17 protein-coding genes are annotated in these 17588 nt (G+C 69.9%); 5 read left to right on the top strand and 12 right to left on the bottom strand.

The genetic code is table 11. The annotated features are described in order from the left end of the window. Positions 1–264: 264 nt before the first annotated feature. From DIE21_RS31915 to DIE21_RS31925, 3 genes are read right to left on the bottom strand one after another with little or no spacing between them, the layout of a single operon-like run. Positions 265–2703 (bottom strand): alpha/beta hydrolase fold domain-containing protein, encoded by a 2439-nt coding sequence (locus DIE21_RS31915; RefSeq protein WP_124501414.1) that lies wholly within the window; start codon positions 2701–2703, stop codon positions 265–267. Continuing rightward, positions 2690–4408 carry a GMC family oxidoreductase gene (locus DIE21_RS31920; protein WP_124501415.1) on the bottom strand — a complete coding sequence of 573 codons (1719 nt, stop codon included), beginning with the start codon at positions 4406–4408 and terminating at the stop codon, positions 2690–2692. Before DIE21_RS31920 ends, DIE21_RS31915 begins: the two co-directional genes overlap by 14 nt. Positions 4409–4434: 26 nt before the next feature. Beyond that, positions 4435–5856 carry a coniferyl aldehyde dehydrogenase gene (locus DIE21_RS31925; RefSeq protein WP_124501416.1) on the bottom strand — a complete coding sequence of 474 codons (1422 nt, stop codon included), beginning with the start codon at positions 5854–5856 and terminating at the stop codon, positions 4435–4437. Between the two features lie 144 nt (positions 5857–6000). Here DIE21_RS31925 and DIE21_RS31930 point away from each other — a divergent pair, with 144 nt between their 5' ends. Together DIE21_RS31930 and DIE21_RS31935 are read left to right on the top strand one after the other, a co-directional pair. Further along, positions 6001–7050 (top strand): AraC family transcriptional regulator, encoded by a 1050-nt coding sequence (locus tag DIE21_RS31930; RefSeq protein WP_124501417.1) that lies wholly within the window; start codon positions 6001–6003, stop codon positions 7048–7050. Positions 7051–7110: 60 nt separating this feature from the next. Next, the gene (locus DIE21_RS31935) at positions 7111–7620 is read left to right on the top strand and encodes a GNAT family N-acetyltransferase (protein WP_124501418.1); all 510 of its coding nucleotides are present in this window, start codon (positions 7111–7113) and stop codon (positions 7618–7620) included. Between the two features lie 8 nt (positions 7621–7628). Here DIE21_RS31935 and DIE21_RS31940 read toward each other — a convergent pair whose 3' ends face one another. From DIE21_RS31940 to DIE21_RS31945, 3 genes are all read right to left on the bottom strand, one after another. Continuing rightward, on the bottom strand, positions 7629–8582 hold the full coding sequence (locus DIE21_RS31940) for a leucyl aminopeptidase (RefSeq protein WP_124501419.1): 954 nt from the start codon (positions 8580–8582) through the stop codon (positions 7629–7631). Between the two features lie 58 nt (positions 8583–8640). Beyond that, the gene (locus DIE21_RS38040; RefSeq protein ID WP_006752127.1) at positions 8641–8763 is read right to left on the bottom strand and encodes a hypothetical protein; all 123 of its coding nucleotides are present in this window, start codon (positions 8761–8763) and stop codon (positions 8641–8643) included. Between the two features lie 364 nt (positions 8764–9127). Further along, positions 9128–9583: an Lrp/AsnC family transcriptional regulator gene (locus DIE21_RS31945; RefSeq protein WP_124501420.1), complete on the bottom strand. Its 456-nt coding sequence runs from the start codon at positions 9581–9583 to the stop codon at positions 9128–9130. A 117-nt stretch (positions 9584–9700) separates the two neighbouring features. On the opposite strand from DIE21_RS31945, the gene DIE21_RS31950 reads away from it, so the two are divergent. Together DIE21_RS31950 and DIE21_RS31955 are read left to right on the top strand one after the other, a co-directional pair. Next, positions 9701–10246 carry an alpha/beta hydrolase gene (locus tag DIE21_RS31950; RefSeq protein WP_124501421.1) on the top strand — a complete coding sequence of 182 codons (546 nt, stop codon included), beginning with the start codon at positions 9701–9703 and terminating at the stop codon, positions 10244–10246. 248 nt (positions 10247–10494) lie between these two features. Continuing rightward, positions 10495–11754, top strand: coding sequence for a YbfB/YjiJ family MFS transporter (locus DIE21_RS31955; RefSeq protein WP_124501422.1), 1260 nt, complete (start codon positions 10495–10497; stop codon positions 11752–11754). A gap of 54 nt (positions 11755–11808) precedes the next feature. Here the strand turns inward: DIE21_RS31955 and hpaC are convergent, their stop codons facing one another. Further along, positions 11809–12354: a 4-hydroxyphenylacetate 3-monooxygenase, reductase component gene (hpaC, locus tag DIE21_RS31960; RefSeq protein WP_124501423.1), complete on the bottom strand. Its 546-nt coding sequence runs from the start codon at positions 12352–12354 to the stop codon at positions 11809–11811. 333 nt (positions 12355–12687) lie between these two features. Here hpaC and DIE21_RS31965 point away from each other — a divergent pair, with 333 nt between their 5' ends. Next, on the top strand, positions 12688–13320 hold the full coding sequence (locus tag DIE21_RS31965; RefSeq protein WP_124501424.1) for a response regulator transcription factor: 633 nt from the start codon (positions 12688–12690) through the stop codon (positions 13318–13320). 104 nt (positions 13321–13424) lie between these two features. Here DIE21_RS31965 and DIE21_RS31970 read toward each other — a convergent pair whose 3' ends face one another. From DIE21_RS31970 to DIE21_RS31990, 5 genes are read right to left on the bottom strand one after another with little or no spacing between them, the layout of a single operon-like run. Continuing rightward, positions 13425–14168 carry an SDR family NAD(P)-dependent oxidoreductase gene (locus tag DIE21_RS31970; RefSeq protein WP_124501425.1) on the bottom strand — a complete coding sequence of 248 codons (744 nt, stop codon included), beginning with the start codon at positions 14166–14168 and terminating at the stop codon, positions 13425–13427. A gap of 56 nt (positions 14169–14224) precedes the next feature. After that, positions 14225–15349, bottom strand: coding sequence for an amidase (locus tag DIE21_RS31975; protein WP_124501426.1), 1125 nt, complete (start codon positions 15347–15349; stop codon positions 14225–14227). Positions 15350–15381: 32 nt separating this feature from the next. Next, positions 15382–15915 (bottom strand): nuclear transport factor 2 family protein, encoded by a 534-nt coding sequence (locus DIE21_RS31980; protein ID WP_124501427.1) that lies wholly within the window; start codon positions 15913–15915, stop codon positions 15382–15384. A gap of 8 nt (positions 15916–15923) precedes the next feature. Next, positions 15924–16301, bottom strand: a complete 378-nt coding sequence (locus DIE21_RS31985) for a hypothetical protein (RefSeq protein WP_124501428.1) — start codon at positions 16299–16301, stop codon at positions 15924–15926. Positions 16302–16354: 53 nt separating this feature from the next. After that, positions 16355–17548, bottom strand: coding sequence for an acyl-CoA dehydrogenase family protein (locus DIE21_RS31990; RefSeq protein WP_124501429.1), 1194 nt, complete (start codon positions 17546–17548; stop codon positions 16355–16357). Between the last annotated feature and the right edge of the window lie 40 nt (positions 17549–17588).

A 17588-nucleotide genomic window follows, 5' to 3' on the forward strand; every position in this document is an offset into this window, starting at 1 on the left:
TGAAATACAAAACGCCCGATGCGGTGCATCGGGCGTTTTAGGTCAAAACTACTGTCAACCTATTCCAGGACTTGACAGTTTCTCCGCCAGGATGGGGGGCAGTCGCCGCGGCATCGCACCGAGGCTGGCGGAGATCATGCCGCCCGCGTGCACCGGAAAAAAATAATCGGCCGGTTTTGGCAAGAGGGTGTCGCATTGTTGCAAGAGCGCCGATCGAGGCAGCCGTGCTCCGCTGCCTCGATCACCGGCATCACCGGATCGTCGCTACGCCGTCGCCGTCACCCGCTGCGCGGCAAACCCCGCCAGCGTCAGCAACGCGTCCCGCGCCGAGCGCAGATAGAACGCCTGCAGATGAAACACATGCCAGCGCGCGGCATGAATCTCCAGCCGGCACGGCACGCCGCAGGCAAGCGCATGCTCCGCGAGCCGCCGCGCATCCGACAGCAGCACTTCCTGGTCGCCCGCCTGCACCAGCATCGGCGGCAGGCCGCGCAAGTCGGTGTCGAGCGGGCCGCGCGGCGCCAGCGATCCGGCGCCGTGATACCAGCGCAACCCCTGCTGGAGCCAGCCGCGACGGATCATCGGATCGTCGTGGCGGCGCGACGCGAGCGTGTCGCCGCCGAGCGCCGGGTCGGTCACGGGCGAGATCAGCAGCAGCGCGGCGGCAGCGGGTTCGCCACGCTCGCGCAGTGCGAGAGCGAGCGCCAGCGCGAGCGCGCCGCCGGCCGAATCGCCGGCAAGCACGATCCGGTGCGGCGCATGGCCCTGCGCGCGCAACGCATCGTAGGCGGCCAGCGCGTCGTCGAGCGCCGCCGGACTCGGATGCTCGGGCGCGAGCCGGTAGTCGGGCACCCACACGGGCAGGCCGGCTTCGGTCGCGAGGCGCGTCGTCACGCCGCGATGCGTATGCGGGCCGCCGAGACAGAACGCGCCGCCGTGCAGGTAGAGGATCGCGCCACCCGCGTCGCCGCGCTTCGGCGCGATCACTTCGACCGGCACGCCGGCGGCGGACGTCCGGTAGCGCAGCGTGCCGCCCGCGCCCGGCATCAGCGGCGACAGCAGCGCGACGACGCGGCGCTGCATGCGCGCGCCGAACGGCGGCCCGATCAGCGGCCGGAACGCGACGCGCAGGAAACCGCGCAGTGACGCGGCGGCAAGCGCTTCCACGCGGCCCGCGGGGGGCGCGACGACGACGCCGTGTGCCGGCGTGGCGGGTTGCGTGAAGCGATACGCGGACAGCCCCGTGAAGCGCGTGATCCATCGATAGGTCAGCGTGAAGCCCGGCCAGTTCGTGCTGTTGTGCCCCGACGCATCGACGTACCAGCTCTTGCAGCCGCTCCACACCGAGCCTTCGAGCCGCTGCTGCACGTGCGCGTTGTAGCGCCGGTAGCGACGCGGATCGACGTCGATCGCGCGCGCGCCGTCGCGCCGCATCGCGCGCACGCAGCGCATCACGTGCGCGATCTGGCTCTCGAGCATGTAGACGATCGAGTTGTGGCCGAGATTGGTATTCGGGCCGTACAGCATGAAGAAGTTCGGGAAGCCCGGCACGGTGAGCCCGAGATAGGCCTGCGCGCCGCGGCGCCATGCGTCGTTCAGGTCGAGTCCGTCGCGGCCCGTGATGCGCATCGGCGACAGGAACTCGGTCGCCGCGAAACCGGTGCCGTAGACGATCGCGTCGACCGGATGGTGCACGCCGTCGTCGGTCTCGATGCCGGTTTCGGTCACGCGCCGGATGCGCTGCGTGACGAGTGCGACGTTGTCGCGGCCGATCGTGGCGAGATAGTCGCTCGACAGCAGGAGCCGCTTGCAGCCGATCGGATAGTCGGGCGTGAGCCGATCGCGCAGCGCGGGGTCGCGCACGTCGCGCGCGAGCAGCTTGCGGAACGGCCGGCCGACCGCGACATCCATCAGCCCGTGCAGCCGCGTGAACGCGATCGCACGGGACTCGTAGCGCACGTAGATCGCCGCGCGATGCAGCTTCATCGCCCACGGCAGCCGGCGGAACAGTGCCTGCTCCCACGGACGATACGCGCGGTCCGGGCGCGGGATCACGTAGGCGGGCGAACGCTGGAACACGACGAGGCGCTCGACGTCGCCGGCGATCGCGGGGACGAACTGGATCGCCGATGCGCCGGTACCGACCACGGCGACGCGCTTGCCCGCGAGCGGATAGTCGTGGTCCCAGTGCGCGGAGTGGAAGGCACGGCCGCGGAACGTGTCGATGCCGGGCAAGTCGGGCATCGCGGGGCGGCTCAACTGGCCGGTGCCGCTGACGAGCACGGCGGCACTGAGCGTCGTGCCGTCGACGAGCGTGACATCCCACAGCGCACGGGCTTCGTCGTACTGCGCGTGCGCGACCTCGGCGCCGAACCGCAGATGGCGCGCGAGGCCGTACTTGCGCGCGCAATGCTGCAGGTACGCGTAGATTTCGGGCTGCGGCGCGAATATGCGCGACCAGTTCGGGTTGGGCTCGAACGAGAACGAGTACAGATGCGAGGGCACGTCGCACGCGGCGCCCGGGTAGCGGTTGTCGCGCCACACGCCGCCGACGTCGTGCGAGCGTTCGACGATCACGAAGTCGTGAATGCCGGCGCGTTGCAGCGCGACGGCCATGCCGATGCCGGCGAAGCCGGCGCCGATGATGATCGCCGACAGCGGCGCGGCCGATTCGGCGGAACGGGAAGCTTCAGGCGACGACATGGCGGGTTTCCTCGGGCTGGATCGCGTCGTGCGACGCGGGAACGGTGTCGCGATGCATTGGCCCATCGGCCGGTTCGTATTCGGTGTCGACAGTCGAGCATGCCGGCACACGCCGCACGCCGCGGATCAGGTCGACGGCCTTCTCGGCGATCATGATCGTCGGCGCGTTGGTGTTGCCACCGATCAGCGTCGGCATGACCGACGCATCGACGATGCGCAGCCCCTGCACGCCGTGCACGCGCAATTGCGGATCGACGACCGCGAGCGCGTCGCGCCCCATCCGGCAGGTGCCCACCGGGTGATACACGGTGTCGGTGCGCCGGCGCAGCACGTCGCGGATCTCGTCGTCGGTCGTCACGTTCGCGGTGAACAGATCGCGCGTGGTCCATTCGGCGAGTGCCGGCGCTTCCATCAGCCGGCGCGTGAGCCGGAAGCCGGCGACCATGTCGTCGAGGTCGCGCGGATCGTCGAAGAACGCGGGGTCGATGCGCGGCGCGGCGAGCGGATCGGCGCCGTGCAGCGTGACCGAGCCGCGGCTGCGCGGCCGCAGCAGGCACACGTGGCACGACAGCCCGTGGCCGGCGTGCAGCCGGCGCGCATGATCGTCGACGAGCGCGACGACGAAGTGCAGCTGGATGTCGGGCGCATCGAGGTCGGCACGCGTCTTGAGGAAGCCGCCGCCTTCCGCGAAATTCGACGTCAGCATCCCGCGCCGTTCGCGGCGAAAGCGCGCGAACTCGCGCAGCATGCGCAGGCCGCCGCGCGCGGACACGCCCATCGTGTCGGGGCTGCGCGTGCGGTAGCCGAGGATGAAGTCCGGATGATCCTGCAGGTTGCGGCCGACGCCGGGCAGGTCGGCGCGCACCGGAATGCCGAGCCGCTGCAGTTCGCCGGCCGGACCGACGCCCGACAGCATCAGCAGTTGAGGCGTCTGCAGCGCGCCGGCCGCGAGCACGACTTCGCGCCGCGCGCGCAGCGTGCGGACTTCGCCGTGCTGCCGCACCTCGACGCCTGTCGCACGCGTGCCGTCGAACAGGATGCGCAACACCTGCGCGTGCGTCTCGACCGTCAGGTTGTCGCGACGGCCGACGTGCGGCAGCAAATACGCGCGCGCCGCGCTCCACCGCTCGCCGTGCTTCTGCGTGACCTGGTAGATGCCGACGCCTTCCTGCCGTGCGCCGTTGAAGTCGTCGGTGAGGGGCAGGCCCGCCTGCCGCGCTGCTTCCAGGTAGCGTGCATGGAACGGGTTGCCGGTGCGCAGGTCGCTGACCCACAGCGGGCCGTCGCGGCCGTGAAATGCATCGTCGAAGCGCTCGTTGTGCTCGCTCAGGCGGAAGTACGGCAGCACGTCGTCGTAGGACCAGCCTGCGTTGCCGAGCGCGGCCCAGCCGTCGTAGTCGACGCGATGGCCGCGAATGTAGACCATCGCGTTGATCGCGGACGAACCGCCCAGCGCCTTGCCGCGCGGCTGATAGCCGATGCGCCCGCCGAGCCCCGGCTGCGGCACGGTGTCGAACGCCCAGTTGTTCATGCGGGTCGGCAGCATCGCGACCGCGCCGGTCGGCACGTTGACGACCGTGCCGTCGCCGCGGCCGCCGGCCTCGAGTACGCAGACGGTCGCGGCCGGGTCCTCGGTCAGTCGCCCTGCGACGACGCATCCGCCCGAACCGCCGCCGACGACGATGTAGTCGAAAGTCTTGCTCATGGAATCGTCTCCCGATGGTCGATGGATCACGCGATGCGCGTCAGCACGCGCAGCAGCAGCGCGAAAGTCCTGCCGTACGGCGGGTGGAACAGCGCGGTGCCGCTGCGGCGTGCCTGGTGGAACACCGGCTTGTGATGGCTGAAGGTGTCGAAGCCCCATTTGCCGTGATACGCGCCGATGCCGCTCGGGCCGACGCCGCCGAACGGCTGGTGTTCCTGCGCGAGATGCCACAGGCAGTCGTTGACCGTGACGCCGCCCGACACGGTTTCGCGCAGCACGCGGTCGCGGCGCGCGGCATCGCGGCCGAACCAGTACAGCGCGAGCGGGCGCGGGCCGCGATTCACGCGATCGATCGCGTCGTCGAGGTCCGCGTATTCGACGATCGGCAGCACGGGGCCGAAGATCTCCTCGCGCATCACCCGCATCGTGTCGCGCGCGCCGAGCACGAGCGTCGGCGCGAACTTGCGCGAGCCCGCGGCGAAGCGTTCGCCGGCCGGATTGACTTCGAGCACGTGCGCGCCGCCGTCGCGCGCGTCGTCGACCAGCGCCGCGAGGCGGTCGCGATGCCGCGCGCCGATGATCGCCGTGTAGTCGGGGTTGCCGGCGAGCGTCGGGTAGCGGCGCGCGATCGCGTCCGACAGGCGCGCGGCGACGGTCTCGGCGGTGCCGGCCGGGACCAGCAGATAGTCGGGCGCGATGCAGGTCTGGCCGGCATTGAGCAGCTTGCCGAACGCGATGCGCCCGGCCGCGTGCGCGACGTCGCACGACGGGTCGAGGATCGCGGGCGACTTGCCGCCGAGTTCCAGCGTGACGGGCGTCAGGTTCTCGGCCGCGGCTTGCGCGACGTCGCGCCCGACCGCGGTCGAGCCGGTGAAGAACAGATGGTCGAACGGCAGGCGCGCGAATGCCTTCGCGGTGTCGACGTCGCCCGTCACGATGCCCAACTCGTCGGCATCGAACGCGTCGGCGACGAGCGTGTCGAGCAGGGCCGACAGCCTCGGCGTCAGCTCCGACGGCTTGACCAGCACGCGGTTGCCGGCGGCGAGCGCCGCGACCGCGGGGCCGATCGCGAGCTGAAGCGGGTAGTTCCACGGGGCCATCACGCCGACGACGCCGCGCGGCTGCGGCGCGAGCCGGTTGTAGCCGGGCCGGAAGTGCGGTGCGGTCGGCACGCGGCGTTCGCGCATCCAGTGCCGCAAGTGCGCGCGGGCATGGCGCAGGCCGCTTCGAACGACGAAGAGTTCGGCGAGACGTGTTTCGTGCGCGGAGCGTCCGCCGAAATCGGCGTCGATCGCGCGCACGATCGACGCTTCGTGCGTATCGAGCAGCGCGCGCAGGCGATCGAGTCGCGACAGGCGGATCGCGAGCGGCGGGGCGGGGTCGCGGGCGAATGCTTCGCGCTGGCGTTCGAAGCGGGCCGCGAGATCGGGTGGGCGACTCGGTCGCATGGTGTCTCCTCCGAAGGGCGTTGGCGTCGTTCAGGCGACGACTGATGACGCCGATGGTGCGGGCCGCATGGGAAAACACCAATGCTGCTTCGGGACAATTGTTTTAGTATTTGGGCCAAATCGGCGCTTCGAGGGTTTCTCCGCATGAGCTTCTGGGACTTCACCCGGAGTCCGGCCAGCGCGCGGCTGCTGGTCGATTTCGGCGGCGAACGCGGCGTGCCGCGCACGACGTTGCTGGCCGGCACGGGCCTCGCGGACGCGCAGCTCGACGATCCGAACGTCGAGGTGACGGCCGCGCAGGAACTGCGGCTGACCGGCAACCTGTTGCGCGCACTCGGGCGCACGCCGGGCCTCGGGTTCGAGCTCGGGCAGCGCTATCACTTCTCCGCTTACGGCGTGTGGGGTTACGGACTGATCGCGAGCGCAACCGCGCGCGACGCGCTGGCGCTCGCGATGCGCTTCCTGCCGCTCACGTATGCGTTCACGGTGATCACGTATCGCGAGGAGCCGCAGGCGTGCGTGCTCAATTTCGGCGCGCCGGAGCTCGATGCCGACCTGAGCCGGTTCCTCGTCGAGCGCGACATGGCGGCCGCGGCCGTGCTGCTGCAGGAAATCGGCGGCGGCGATTTCGCGTTGTCGCGCTTCACGATGCAGGCCGCGAGCGCGGCGAGTGCATCCGCGTCCACACGTGCACCCGCACCGCGCATCGCCGGCGTCGAACCCGCGTTCGGCGCGCGCGCGAACAGCCTCGTCTTCGACCGCGCGTTTCTCGACCGGCCGCTGCCGCATGCGAACCCGCTGACGGTCTCGATGTGCGAGCAGATGTGCGGCCAACTGGTCGAAGCGCGGCGCGCGCGGGTCGGCACGTCGGAGATGGTGCGGCAATACCTGACGGCGACGCCCGGCAACGTGCCGTTCTCGCTCGAGGACATGGCGCGGCTGATGAACACGAGCCCGCGCACGCTGAAGCGCCGGCTGCAGGAAGAAGGCACGACGTTTCGCACGCTGCTCGCGCAGGCGCGCGGCGCGATGGCCGAGACGCTGCTCGGCGATGCACGCCTGTCGCTGACGGAAGTCGCCGAGCGGCTCGGCTTCAGCGACCTGTCGAGTTTCTCGCAGGCGTTCAAGCGCTGGTATGGTGTGCCGCCGGGCACCTATCGCAGCGGCCTGCTGCGCGATGGCGGCCCGCACTGACGCACTGACGCGGTGTCGCGCCACGCGCATGATTCCCAACCCATACACGAGAGAACCCGCATGATCACGCTTCGCCCGATGACCGCAGACGACTTCCCCCGCTTCTGGCCCACGTACCACGCGATCGTCGCCGCGCAGGAGACCTACGCATTCGATCCGGCGCCGACGCGCGAAGCTGCCCGCGCGCTGTGGCTCGACGCGCCGCTCTGCACGTGGGTCGCCGAGGAGGACGGCGTGCTGCTCGGCTCGTACTACCTGAAGGCGAACGCGGCGGGCCCCGGCAATCACGTGTGCAACTGCGGCTATATGGTCAGCGAGGCCGCGCGCGGCAAGGGCGTCGCGCGCCTGATGTGCGAGCACTCGCAGCAGGTGGCCCGCGAACGCGGCTTCCTCGCGATGCAGTTCAACTCGGTGGTCGCGACGAACGAAGTGGCGGTCGCGTTGTGGCAGAAGCTCGGCTTCGAGATCGTCGGCCGCCTGCCGCGCGCGTATCGTCATGCGCGGCTCGGCTTCGTCGACTGCCTCGTGATGTTCAAGTGGCTCGGCGACACGGTGGCCGCCGAAGCCTGATTCCGGCGTCAGACGGCGAACGCGCCGTCGAACACGATCCGCTCGTCGAACGCGAGCGTGCCGCGCGCGAAGATCAGGTCGAGGTGATGGCTGCCGTTCGCGCCGCCGCCGAGGCCGAGATGCAGGCCCGGATGGCGTTCCTCGAAGCCGGCGTTGCGGCCGTACAGCCCGCGGATACCGAGGTTCGTGCCGATGCCGAATTCCTCGATGCGCCGGTGATTGTCATGCCGGTCGAGATACGCCGTGAAGTCGCGCCGGAAGCCCGCGTCGTCGCTGTCGAAATCGACGATCAGGCTGTCTTCGACATGCAGTGTCGCGAGCCGCTCCGCCACGCGGTACTTGATCGCGAACGGCACGGTGCCGAGAAACGTGCCGCTGAACATGATCGAGCCGTGCAGGTCGGTGACATGCGTCGCGATCTCGCCGGGCACGACGTCGAGATTGCCCATCCCGTCCACGCTCGTCCATTTCTGGCCGGGCGCGAGCGAACCGGTCAGCGTGTTGCCGGCTTCGTCGATGAAGTGGATCTGCGATGCGCGCGCGGCTGCTTCGATCAGCCGGCCGTTGCGCGCGGCGATGTCGTCGAGCGATTCGGCGAACGCCTCGTCGAGATGCGGGCCGTAATCCTTGAACAGCACCGACTTGCTCCAGTGCTCGACGATCGCGGGACGGATCGCGGCGAGGAACGGCGGGCCGCTCGGCGACGGCGTCGGCAGGCACGACGAGTCGTACAGCAGCACGAACAGGTCGGCGTGCGCGAGCGCGGCGGTGATCTCCGCGGGCGGGGTGCTTTCGAGGCAGAGGGTCGTCGCGTCGAGCGAGTCGGGCAGGGCGGAAAACGCGCGCAATGCGGTGTCGCGGTTGCGGGTGTCGTAGCCGACCAGCAGTTTGCCCGTCTCGCCGCGTGCGAGCTTGTCGCGCAGCGCCGGGTGAAAACCCAGCGCGCGGTGCAGGTTCAGCATGCGTGTCTCCGGAAGCGGCGGAAGGGCCGCAGCCCTTCCGCGGGAACGGGCTGGCCGCTCAGACCGGCCAGAGCGCGGTGCCGAACGGCACCACGGCATCCTCGACCATCATGTCGACGGCCTCGGGGTGCGTGTCTTCCTGCATCCAGTCAAGCAATTCGATCTGCCGGGTTTCCTGCATGTCAATTCTCCTGTGGTGAACATGAGCGATTCAACATGAAAGCGCGGTAAAGGGATTACCGCCGCTCGTCCGGAATTTTTTGAATACCGGACGAGTGGCGTCGATATTAGTCTGACGATTTGAGGAATGCAATGCGTTGCAAGGTTTTTAGCCGTGGCGTGCTAAACATGCAGGAGTGGGAGCGCATCGCGGGAGGGAGGTGAATAAATCGAATCACGAAGCGTGCGGATTTTTTATCGAATATCGGGGCCGTGAATGATTAATCGATTCCGCGATTTTTTAAATCTGGAATCCAATTGCGCCGATCATTTCGATTTGCATCGTTTTCGATCGGTCCCGGCGCAACGCCGGACCATTGCCGGCTTCAGCCCAGCAGTGCCTTGCCGAGCGGCTTGACCGGCTCGGACCGGAGGACCAGTGAAGTCGTGACCGCGCCGAAGCGGGCAATCGCGTCGATGATGGTTTCGAGCTGACCGGGCGTCGGCACGAGCACCTTCAGCAGGAAACAGTCCTCCCCGGTCATCCGGTGAATCTCGATGACGTGCGGCATGTCGGCAAACGCACTCAACGCGGGCTTGATGTGCTCGTGCGTCGTTCTCAGCCGGATGATGGCCATCATTCCCAACCCGAGCGCGGCCGGATCGATCCGCGCGGTGTAGCCGGCGATGATGCCGCGTTCCTCCAGGCGCTTGACGCGCTCCGACGTCGCCGGCTGTGACAGGCCGATGCGCCGGCCGACTTCGGACAACGGCGTGCGCGCATTCTCCTGCAGCGCTTCGATGATCGAAATATCCAGGCGATCCAGTTCTCCGTCGGGCATCTCCGCATTCCTGTTCCGTTAATTCATCGGGATTCTGTCTCAATATCCGATGACTTGCCATTCCGCGCAGCAGTCCCGCAGGTCAGACTGGGCGCTCTCATGTTCATGGAGGCGGGAATGGATCGACGCATCGTCATCGTGCCGGGGATCGGCAACTCGGACGCGGATCACTGGCAGACCCACTGGGAGACGGCGCTTCCGGGCGCCACACGCATTGCGCCGGCGTCGTGGGATACGCCCGACTTGAGCGACTGGATCGCGGCGCTCGACGCGGCCGTCGCGGAGGCCCGGACGCCGCCGGTCGTGGTGTGCCATTCCCTCGGGTGTCTGTTGTTCGCGCATTGGCGTGCCGCTGCAGCGCGCCCGGTGCACGGGGCGTTTCTCGTGGCGGTGCCCGATCCGGACGGTCCGCGTTTTCCGGTTGCCGCACAGGCGTTCGCGCGTTTGCCGGACGAGGATTTCGGCGACCGGCCGGTGATGGCGATCGCCAGTTCGGACGATCCGTACGACCCGTCCGGGCGAGCCATCACCTGGGCGGCGGAACGCGGCGCGAAACCGCTGGTGCTCGGCGCGCGCGGCCATTTGAATGCCGCTTCCGGGCTGGCGGGGTGGGACGAGGGGCGTGCGCTTTTCACTGCTTTTACCGCCGGACTGGGCGCGTAGTGGAGGCCGGGTGTCGTCGCGCCCCGGTTCCGGGTGGTGCACCCGGCATCCCTGCCATTGACGCACGCCGGGCTCGTGACCGGTCAAGTATCATCGGTCGATCGGCGCACCGGTCTCGGCAATCGGGATCGGAGCCTGCCACGACACGGATTCCGCAGCGACGGCGCCACGGCTCATGGCCGTCCAGCCGCGTCGACGTTGCGGGCCTCAGGTCCGTACCGGCCTCGAACCACGATGGAGACACCGCGATGCGCGCAGCGCCGCAACCGGAACACGCCGGCCGGGCACGGCCGGACGCCGGCGCCACCGAACCCGACCGGATGGCCGCGTGGCGGCTCGCGATCTGCCTGTCGCTCGGCAGCGCGATCGCGCTGGGCCTCGCGCGCTTCTCGTATGCGCTGTTGCTGCCGCCGATGAAGGCCGATCTCGGCTGGAGCTTCGCGCAGGCCGGCGCGCTGAACACGGCCAACGCGGCCGGCTACCTGATCGGCGCGCTCATCTTCCCGTTCCTGTCGCGGCGCTGGCGCACCGGCACGCTGCTCGCGGCCGGCTGCGCGCTGACCGCGGTGCTGATGGCCGCATGCGGGCTCACGTCCGGCATGAACACGCTGCTCGTCGAGCGGCTCGCGACGGGCGTCGGCAGCGCGCTGATCTTCATCAGCGGCGGTGTGCTGGCCGCGCGGCTTGCGTCCGCGTCGCCGCGCGATGCGGGGTTGCTGCTCGGGCTCTATTACGGCGGCACCGGGTGGGGCATCGTCGCGTCGTCGCTGCTCGTGCCCGCGACGCTCGTGCAGCGTGCGCAGCACGCGCACGGCTGGCAGCCCGCGTGGTTCGCGCTCGCCGCCGCATGCGTGCTGTTCTCGGTGCTGGCCGTGTCGGCCGCGCATCGCATCGAGCGCGCGCACGCGGGACCGGCCGTGCGGCGCGACGGCGCCGCGCCGGTGGCGGCCGCGCATCCCGCGCGCTTCGCACTCGCGCTCGCGGGCTACGGCCTGTTCGGCGTCGGCTACATCGGGTACATGACGTTCATCGTCGCGCTGCTACGCGGCGCGGGGATGAGCGGGGCGGTGGTGTCCGCGTTCTACGTGATGCTCGGCGTCGCGACCGTCGTGTCGGCGCGGCTGTGGTCGGGGCTGCTCGACCGGATGCGCGGCGGCCAGGCGCTGGCCGTGCTCAATGCGCTCCTCGGCGTGGCGACGCTGATGCCGGCGCTGTTCGTGCATCCGGCGGCCGCGTTCGCGTCGGGCCTGCTGTTCGGCGCGACGTTCCTGTCGGCGGTCGCGTCGACGACCGCGTTCGTGCGCCACAACCTGCCGCCGGAGGGCTGGGCGAAGGGCATCAGCGCGTTCACGACGATCTTCGCGTTCGGGCAGATCGCCGGGCCTGTCGCGATCGGCTGGGTGTCGGACAGCGCGGGGCTCGCGCGCGGGCTCGTTTATTCGGCGCTGACGCTGTTCGCGGGCGCGGCGCTCGCGGCCGGACAGCGCGCGTTGCGGGCGGCGGCGTAGCCCGGCGTGCGCTCGCGTCCGGCGAGCGCGGCACCGTGTTCGTTACCCTGAGCGTTACCGCACGCAGGCCGTGCGCGACACGCGATGGAATGCGCGGCTGAAGTAGATGAGGCTGTCGCCGTCGTGGCGCACGCGGATCGACGTCGCCTCGATGAACATCACCGAGTGCGAGCCGACTTCCTTCATCTCGGCGATCGTGCCCTGCAGGCTCGCGAGCGCGTCGCGCAGCACGGGCACGTCCTGCTCGCCGCGATCCCACACCGGCAGCGCGAAGCGGCGTTCCATCGGCAGCTCGGTGAGCCCCGCGAAATGCCGCGCGAGCAGTTCGTGCTCGGCCGGCAGCACGTTGATGCACACGTGGCGATTGCGCTCGAAGATCGCATGCATCGCGCTCGACCGGTTCAGGCACACGAGCAGCGTCGGCGGCGCGTCGGTGACGGAGCAGACGGCGCTTGCGGTGATCCCGCAGCGGCCGTGCGGCCCCGCGGTCGTGATCACGTTGACGGCCGCGCCGAGGTGGGCCATCGCTTGCCGGAAGGCCTTTTGCGCGTCGGTCGGTTCGGCGCGCGCCGGTTGCGGGGTATCGGTCGTTGCGGACATGGGCGCTCCAGGGTGAATGAGGGCGGTGATCGCGCATGCCGTCGATGCGGCAGCGGATCGTCGACGATGACCCAAGCGTACGTCGCGAAAAAGCCGGCGAACATTCGCACGATTGATGCCGAAGCTGGCGTTCCCGCCAACGCGTCTAAAGGTTCTACCTAGATGCGCGGCGCGGTGTGCGGGAAAAATCGCGATCGGGCGTTCGCGCGGTACGCAAAAGGGTATTCAGCGCATTTTCGGCTCGTTATGATGTACCGCACACCCCTGACGAACGACGCTTGCATCCCCCGCGGCGCGTGCGACACCCATACCGATATCTTGCGAGACACCCCGATGACGTCACCCGCTCCGATCGTATACATCGTCGACGACGACAGCGGCATGCGGACGTCGCTCGCCTGGTTGCTCGAATCGGTCGGCATCGCGTCCGAAGGCTTCGCGAACGCCGCCGACTTTCTCGCGCGCTTCGACGTGAACCTGCCCGCATGCCTGGTGCTCGACGTGCGGATGCCGGAGAAAAGCGGTTTCGACGTGCAGGCGGAGCTGAACGCGCGCGGCGCGACGCTGCCGGTGATCTTCGTCAGCGGGCACGGCGACATCCCGATGTCGGTGCGCGCACTGCAGAACGGCGCGATCGACTTCGTCGAGAAACCGTACAACTCGCAACAGATGCTCGAGCGTGTGCAACGCGCACTGCGGCTCGCGCAGCAGCGGCACGCGGTCGACCAGCGTCACCGCGAGCTGCGCCAGCGGCTCGATGCGTTGACCGCACGCGAGAAGGAAGTGCTGCGCGGCGTCGTCGACGGCAAGGGCAGCAAGCAGATCGCGTCGGACCTGTCGATCAGCGTGAAGACCGTCGACGTGCATCGTGCGAGCATCAAGGAGAAGCTCGGCGCGACGTCGATCGCCGCGCTCGTGCGCGACGTGATGGTCGTGTGGGGCGACGACGGGGAATCGCCGCGCTAGCGGTCGCGGCCCGGCCCGCACACGACTGGGTCCCCGCGCGCACGTGCATCGCGCGCGGCACGGCTCGAAACCGGTCGGCCCGCGCGATCTCCGCATGCCGCGGCTCAACGCATGTACAACCCGCCGTTGATGTCCCAGCACGCGCCATTCGCGAAATGCGCGTCGTCCGACGCGAGCAGCACGGCCGCATCCGCGACGAAGCCGGCCGACCCGAGCTTGCCGCCCGGCAGGCTCGCGAGCACCTGCCGCAGCTTGTCCGGCGCGACGCTCTCGTAGACGATCGGCAAATCGAGCGGGCCCGGCGAGATCGCGTTGACGGTCACGCCCTGCGCGGCGAGGTCGCGCGCGAACACCTTGGTCAGCGTCAGCGTGCCGCCCTTCGCGGCCGCATAATGCGCGCCCGTCGCCGAGCCGCCGTTCTGCCCGGCGAGCGACGCGATGTTGACGATGCGGCCCGCGCCGCGCGTCGCGAAGTACTGGCCGAACACCTGGCAGCCGAACAGCACGCTGCGCAGGTTCACGTCGATCACCTGGTCGAACTGCGCGGCCGTGATCTCCATCGCGGGCACGACCTTCGATGCGCCGGCATTGTTGACGAGCACGTCGATCGCGCCCCAGCGCGCGACGAGCGCATCGCGCGCGGCTTCGAAGTCGCGCTTCGACGTGACGTCGAGCGGCAGCGCGATCACGCGTTCGCCGCTCGCGTCGAGGTCGCGCGCATGCGCGTGAATGGCGTCGACGGCAATGTCGGCCAGCGCGACACGATAGCCGGCCGCATGAAAGCGTTCGGCGATGACGGCGCCGAGCCCGCGCGCGGCGCCGGTGACGAGGACGACTCGATCTGACATGGTGCGTGATTCCCTGGTTCGAGGGCGCGTGGCCGAAGCGGCGCCCGCATCGTGGTTCATGCGGCGAGCGCCGCTTCGAAGTGCGCGGCGACGGCGCACACCTGTTCGTCCGCGCCCTTGCGTCCGACGATCTGCAATCCGGCCTTCAGCGGTGTTCCCGCGAGCGGCAGCGGCAGGCTGAGCGCCGGATGGCCGCTCAGGTTGAACGGCCGGATCAGCGACGACATCGCGATGACCGACACGCCGTCGCATGCCTGTTGAAGCGTGATCGGCAACGCGGGCAAGGTCGGCAGCACCAGCACGTCCGCGCGTTCGAGCGCGGCGTCGACCTGCGCGGTGAAGCGCGCGCGCACGGCTTCGGCTTCGGCGAGCGCGGCCGGTGTCGTCTGCGCGGCCGTGCGCAGCCGCGCATCGAGATCGGCGCCGAGCTGGCCGGTTTCGACGAGACGACCGAATGCACGCGACGTTTCCGCGTTGATGACGGCGAGCCCCGCCGCGAACGCGGCAGGCAGTTCGTCGAGCACGACATCGTGCGCGCGCAGGCCCGACGCGCGCACCGCGGCGTCGAGCGCGGCGGCGATGGCCGGATCGGCATCGACGATCACGCGCGCGACCGTGCAGCCGGCAACGGGCGCCGTCGCGCGCGCCCGATCGAAGCCCGGTGCGATGGCGGCCATCACGGCCGCGAGCGTGCGGACGTCGCGCGCGAACGGCCCGACGCAATCGAGCGTGGTGTCGGCAGGCGCGACGCCGCGCCGCGACACGCGGCCGAACGTCGGCTTGAGCCCGGTTACGCCGCAGCACGCGGCCGGCCCGCGAATCGAGCCGCCGGTATCGGTGCCGAGCGCGGCGTCGACGACACCGAGCCCGACGAGCGACGCCGAGCCGCTCGACGAGCCGCCCGGAATGCGTGTCGGGTCCTGCGGATTGACCGGCGTGCCGGTGTAGTCGTTGATGCCGGTCATGCCGAACGCGAGCTCGTGCATGTTCGCCTTGCCGGCAATCTGCCAGCCGGCGTCGAGCAGCAGGCGGACCGCGTCCGCGTGCCGCGTGGCGGGCGGCGCGTCGGCGAGCGCGCGGCTGGCCGCGCGGGTCGGATGGCCGGCGATGTCGATCGTGTCCTTGATCGCGATCGTCGGGCCCGGGCCGCCCAGCGTGAAGGTGTCGATGAAGCCTGTCATGGTGCGATGGCGCGCGAGCGGAGTGAAAGGGTTCAGGATCGCGGCGCGGCGGCGAGCGGCCACGGGCCGTCGAGCACGCGCTCGGTGCGGAAATGCCGGATCAGCCAGGCCGAGCCGTCCTCGGCCGGCGCGAAATCGACGGTCAGCCGCGCGGCGATCAGCTCGGCCGTGCCGTTCGCATGGCGCGACGCCTGCAGCATGACCCAGCGGCCGCGCGCGCTTGCATGATCGGCGCCGACGTCGATCGACTCCGAGGTCAGGAAGTGCAGGTTGGCGGTGAAATGCGGGTCGGGCGGCAGATAGCGGCGCAGCATCGCGACGATCGCATCCGTGCCTTCGAGGCGGCCGAACTTGCGCGCGTACTGCGGGCCGATGCCTTCCCACACCGCGTCGGCTGTGAACAGCGCGGCGAGCGCCGGGCCGTCGCCGGCCTCCTCGGGCACGTCGCACAGCGCCATGTAGCGCGTGATCGCCGCGCGCACCGCGCGTTCGGCGTCGAGTGCCGCGACGCGCCGCTCGAGCCCTTCGAGCGCTTCGAGCGCGCGTGACGAATCGGGTCCGGTCATCGTGCGCCTCACGACGCGGGGCGCGTGGCCGGCGGCACGGTCAGCGCACGGCCGACGCGTGCCTCGATCTTGCCGTAGCGCCACAGGTTGTATTCGCCGACGGGCGTCGTGCGATACAGGTTGCAGACCGCGACCGCCGTGTCGAAGTCGGCGACGTCGGCCATGATGTAGAACGTCCACGGCGCGCCGTCGGCCTGGCCGACGACGAGGCGATCGTCATCCATCACGCCGAGCACGCGCACGCCGGGCATCGCCTCGACGGCGGCGAGCATCGCGCCGTACGCTTGCCACACTTCGCCGATCTTCTCGCGCGGCAGGTCGAAGAAATTTTGCGACACGCCGCAGCAGAACAGCACGCGCAGCGGCAGCGGATTCGAATCGGACATGACAGGTTCTCCTGAAGAATGTGTTGGGCGGCGTCGAAGCGGATCGACGCGGATTACAGATAGCCGGGAAACGGCGTGACGCCGGTGAACACCGCGCCCGCGCCGTCGAAGTTGCCTTCGCCGAGAAACGCGTGCTGCGTGACGACCATCGCGTCGCGCAAGAGGCGCTGCAGCGGATGCGAGCGATAGATCGCGGCCGTGCCGCCGAGGCGGTACGCGCGCTCGACGACGCTCGCGCCTTCGCGGGCGATATGCGTGGCGGCGAGCCGCAGCAGGCTGACCTGCTCGGGCGTCACGGGGTTCCCTGCGAGGATCGATTGCCAGACCGAGTCGGTTGAGTCGTAGAAGAATGCGCGTGCCGAGCGCAGCTGCGCCTCGGCCTTCGCGAGCTCGATGCGGAAATACGCGCGGTCGGCGAGGCGCGGCGCGCCGGTGGTCGTCTGGCGGCCGCCCGACATCCGGTTCGCGACGTCGAGCGCCGCGCGCGCCAGCCCGAGGTTGACCACGGCGAGCACCTGCGCCGCATACGCGACGGTCGGATAGCGGTACAGCGGCTCGTCGACGGTCGCCGCGCCGCCGCGCACGAAGGTCCACGCTTCGGGCACGAAGCGGTCGTCGACGCGCAGGTCATGGCTGCCGGTGCCCTGCATGCCGACCACGCTCCAGTTCTCGACGATCTCGACTTCAGCGGCACGGAACACGGCCGTGCGCGGCTTGTTCGGCGCGGCATCCTGCGCGCCGGGCACCGCGATGCCGACGCCGAGCCAGTCGGCGCCCTTGCAGCCGCTCGCGAATTTCCACGTGCCGTTCACGCGCCAGCCGCCGGGTGCCGCCTGCGCGGGCTGCACCGGGAACAGCCCGCCCGCGAACACCTGGTCGGGGCCGCTCGCGTACAGCTCGGCCTGCGTGGCGAGCGGCAGCGCGGCGAGATAGACGTTGGCCGAGCCGAAGCTCGCGACCCACGCGGCCGACCCGTCGGCGGTCGCGATCCGCTCGATCATGTCGAGGAACGCGGTCGGCGCGAGCGCGTCGCCGCCGAAGCGGCGCGGCGTGCCCGCGCGATAGATGCCGGCGTCCTTGAACAGTGCGATCACGTCGCGCGGCACGTGCGACAGGCGGTCGAATTCGTCTCGGCGCGCGGCGACGGTCTCGATCACCGCGTCGAGCGGCGACACCCGCGCGGCCGCTTCGCGGACCGCATGCGGCGAGGGGGACGCGGCGTCGATGGCGAGGGCGGCGTTGGGCATGGCTGTCTCCTGGGGGATGGGGTTCGATTGCGGGGGCAAG

The sequence above is a fragment of the Burkholderia sp. Bp9140 genome (assembly GCF_003853425.1).
In the GTDB taxonomy this organism is placed as follows: Bacteria; Pseudomonadota; Gammaproteobacteria; order Burkholderiales; family Burkholderiaceae; genus Burkholderia.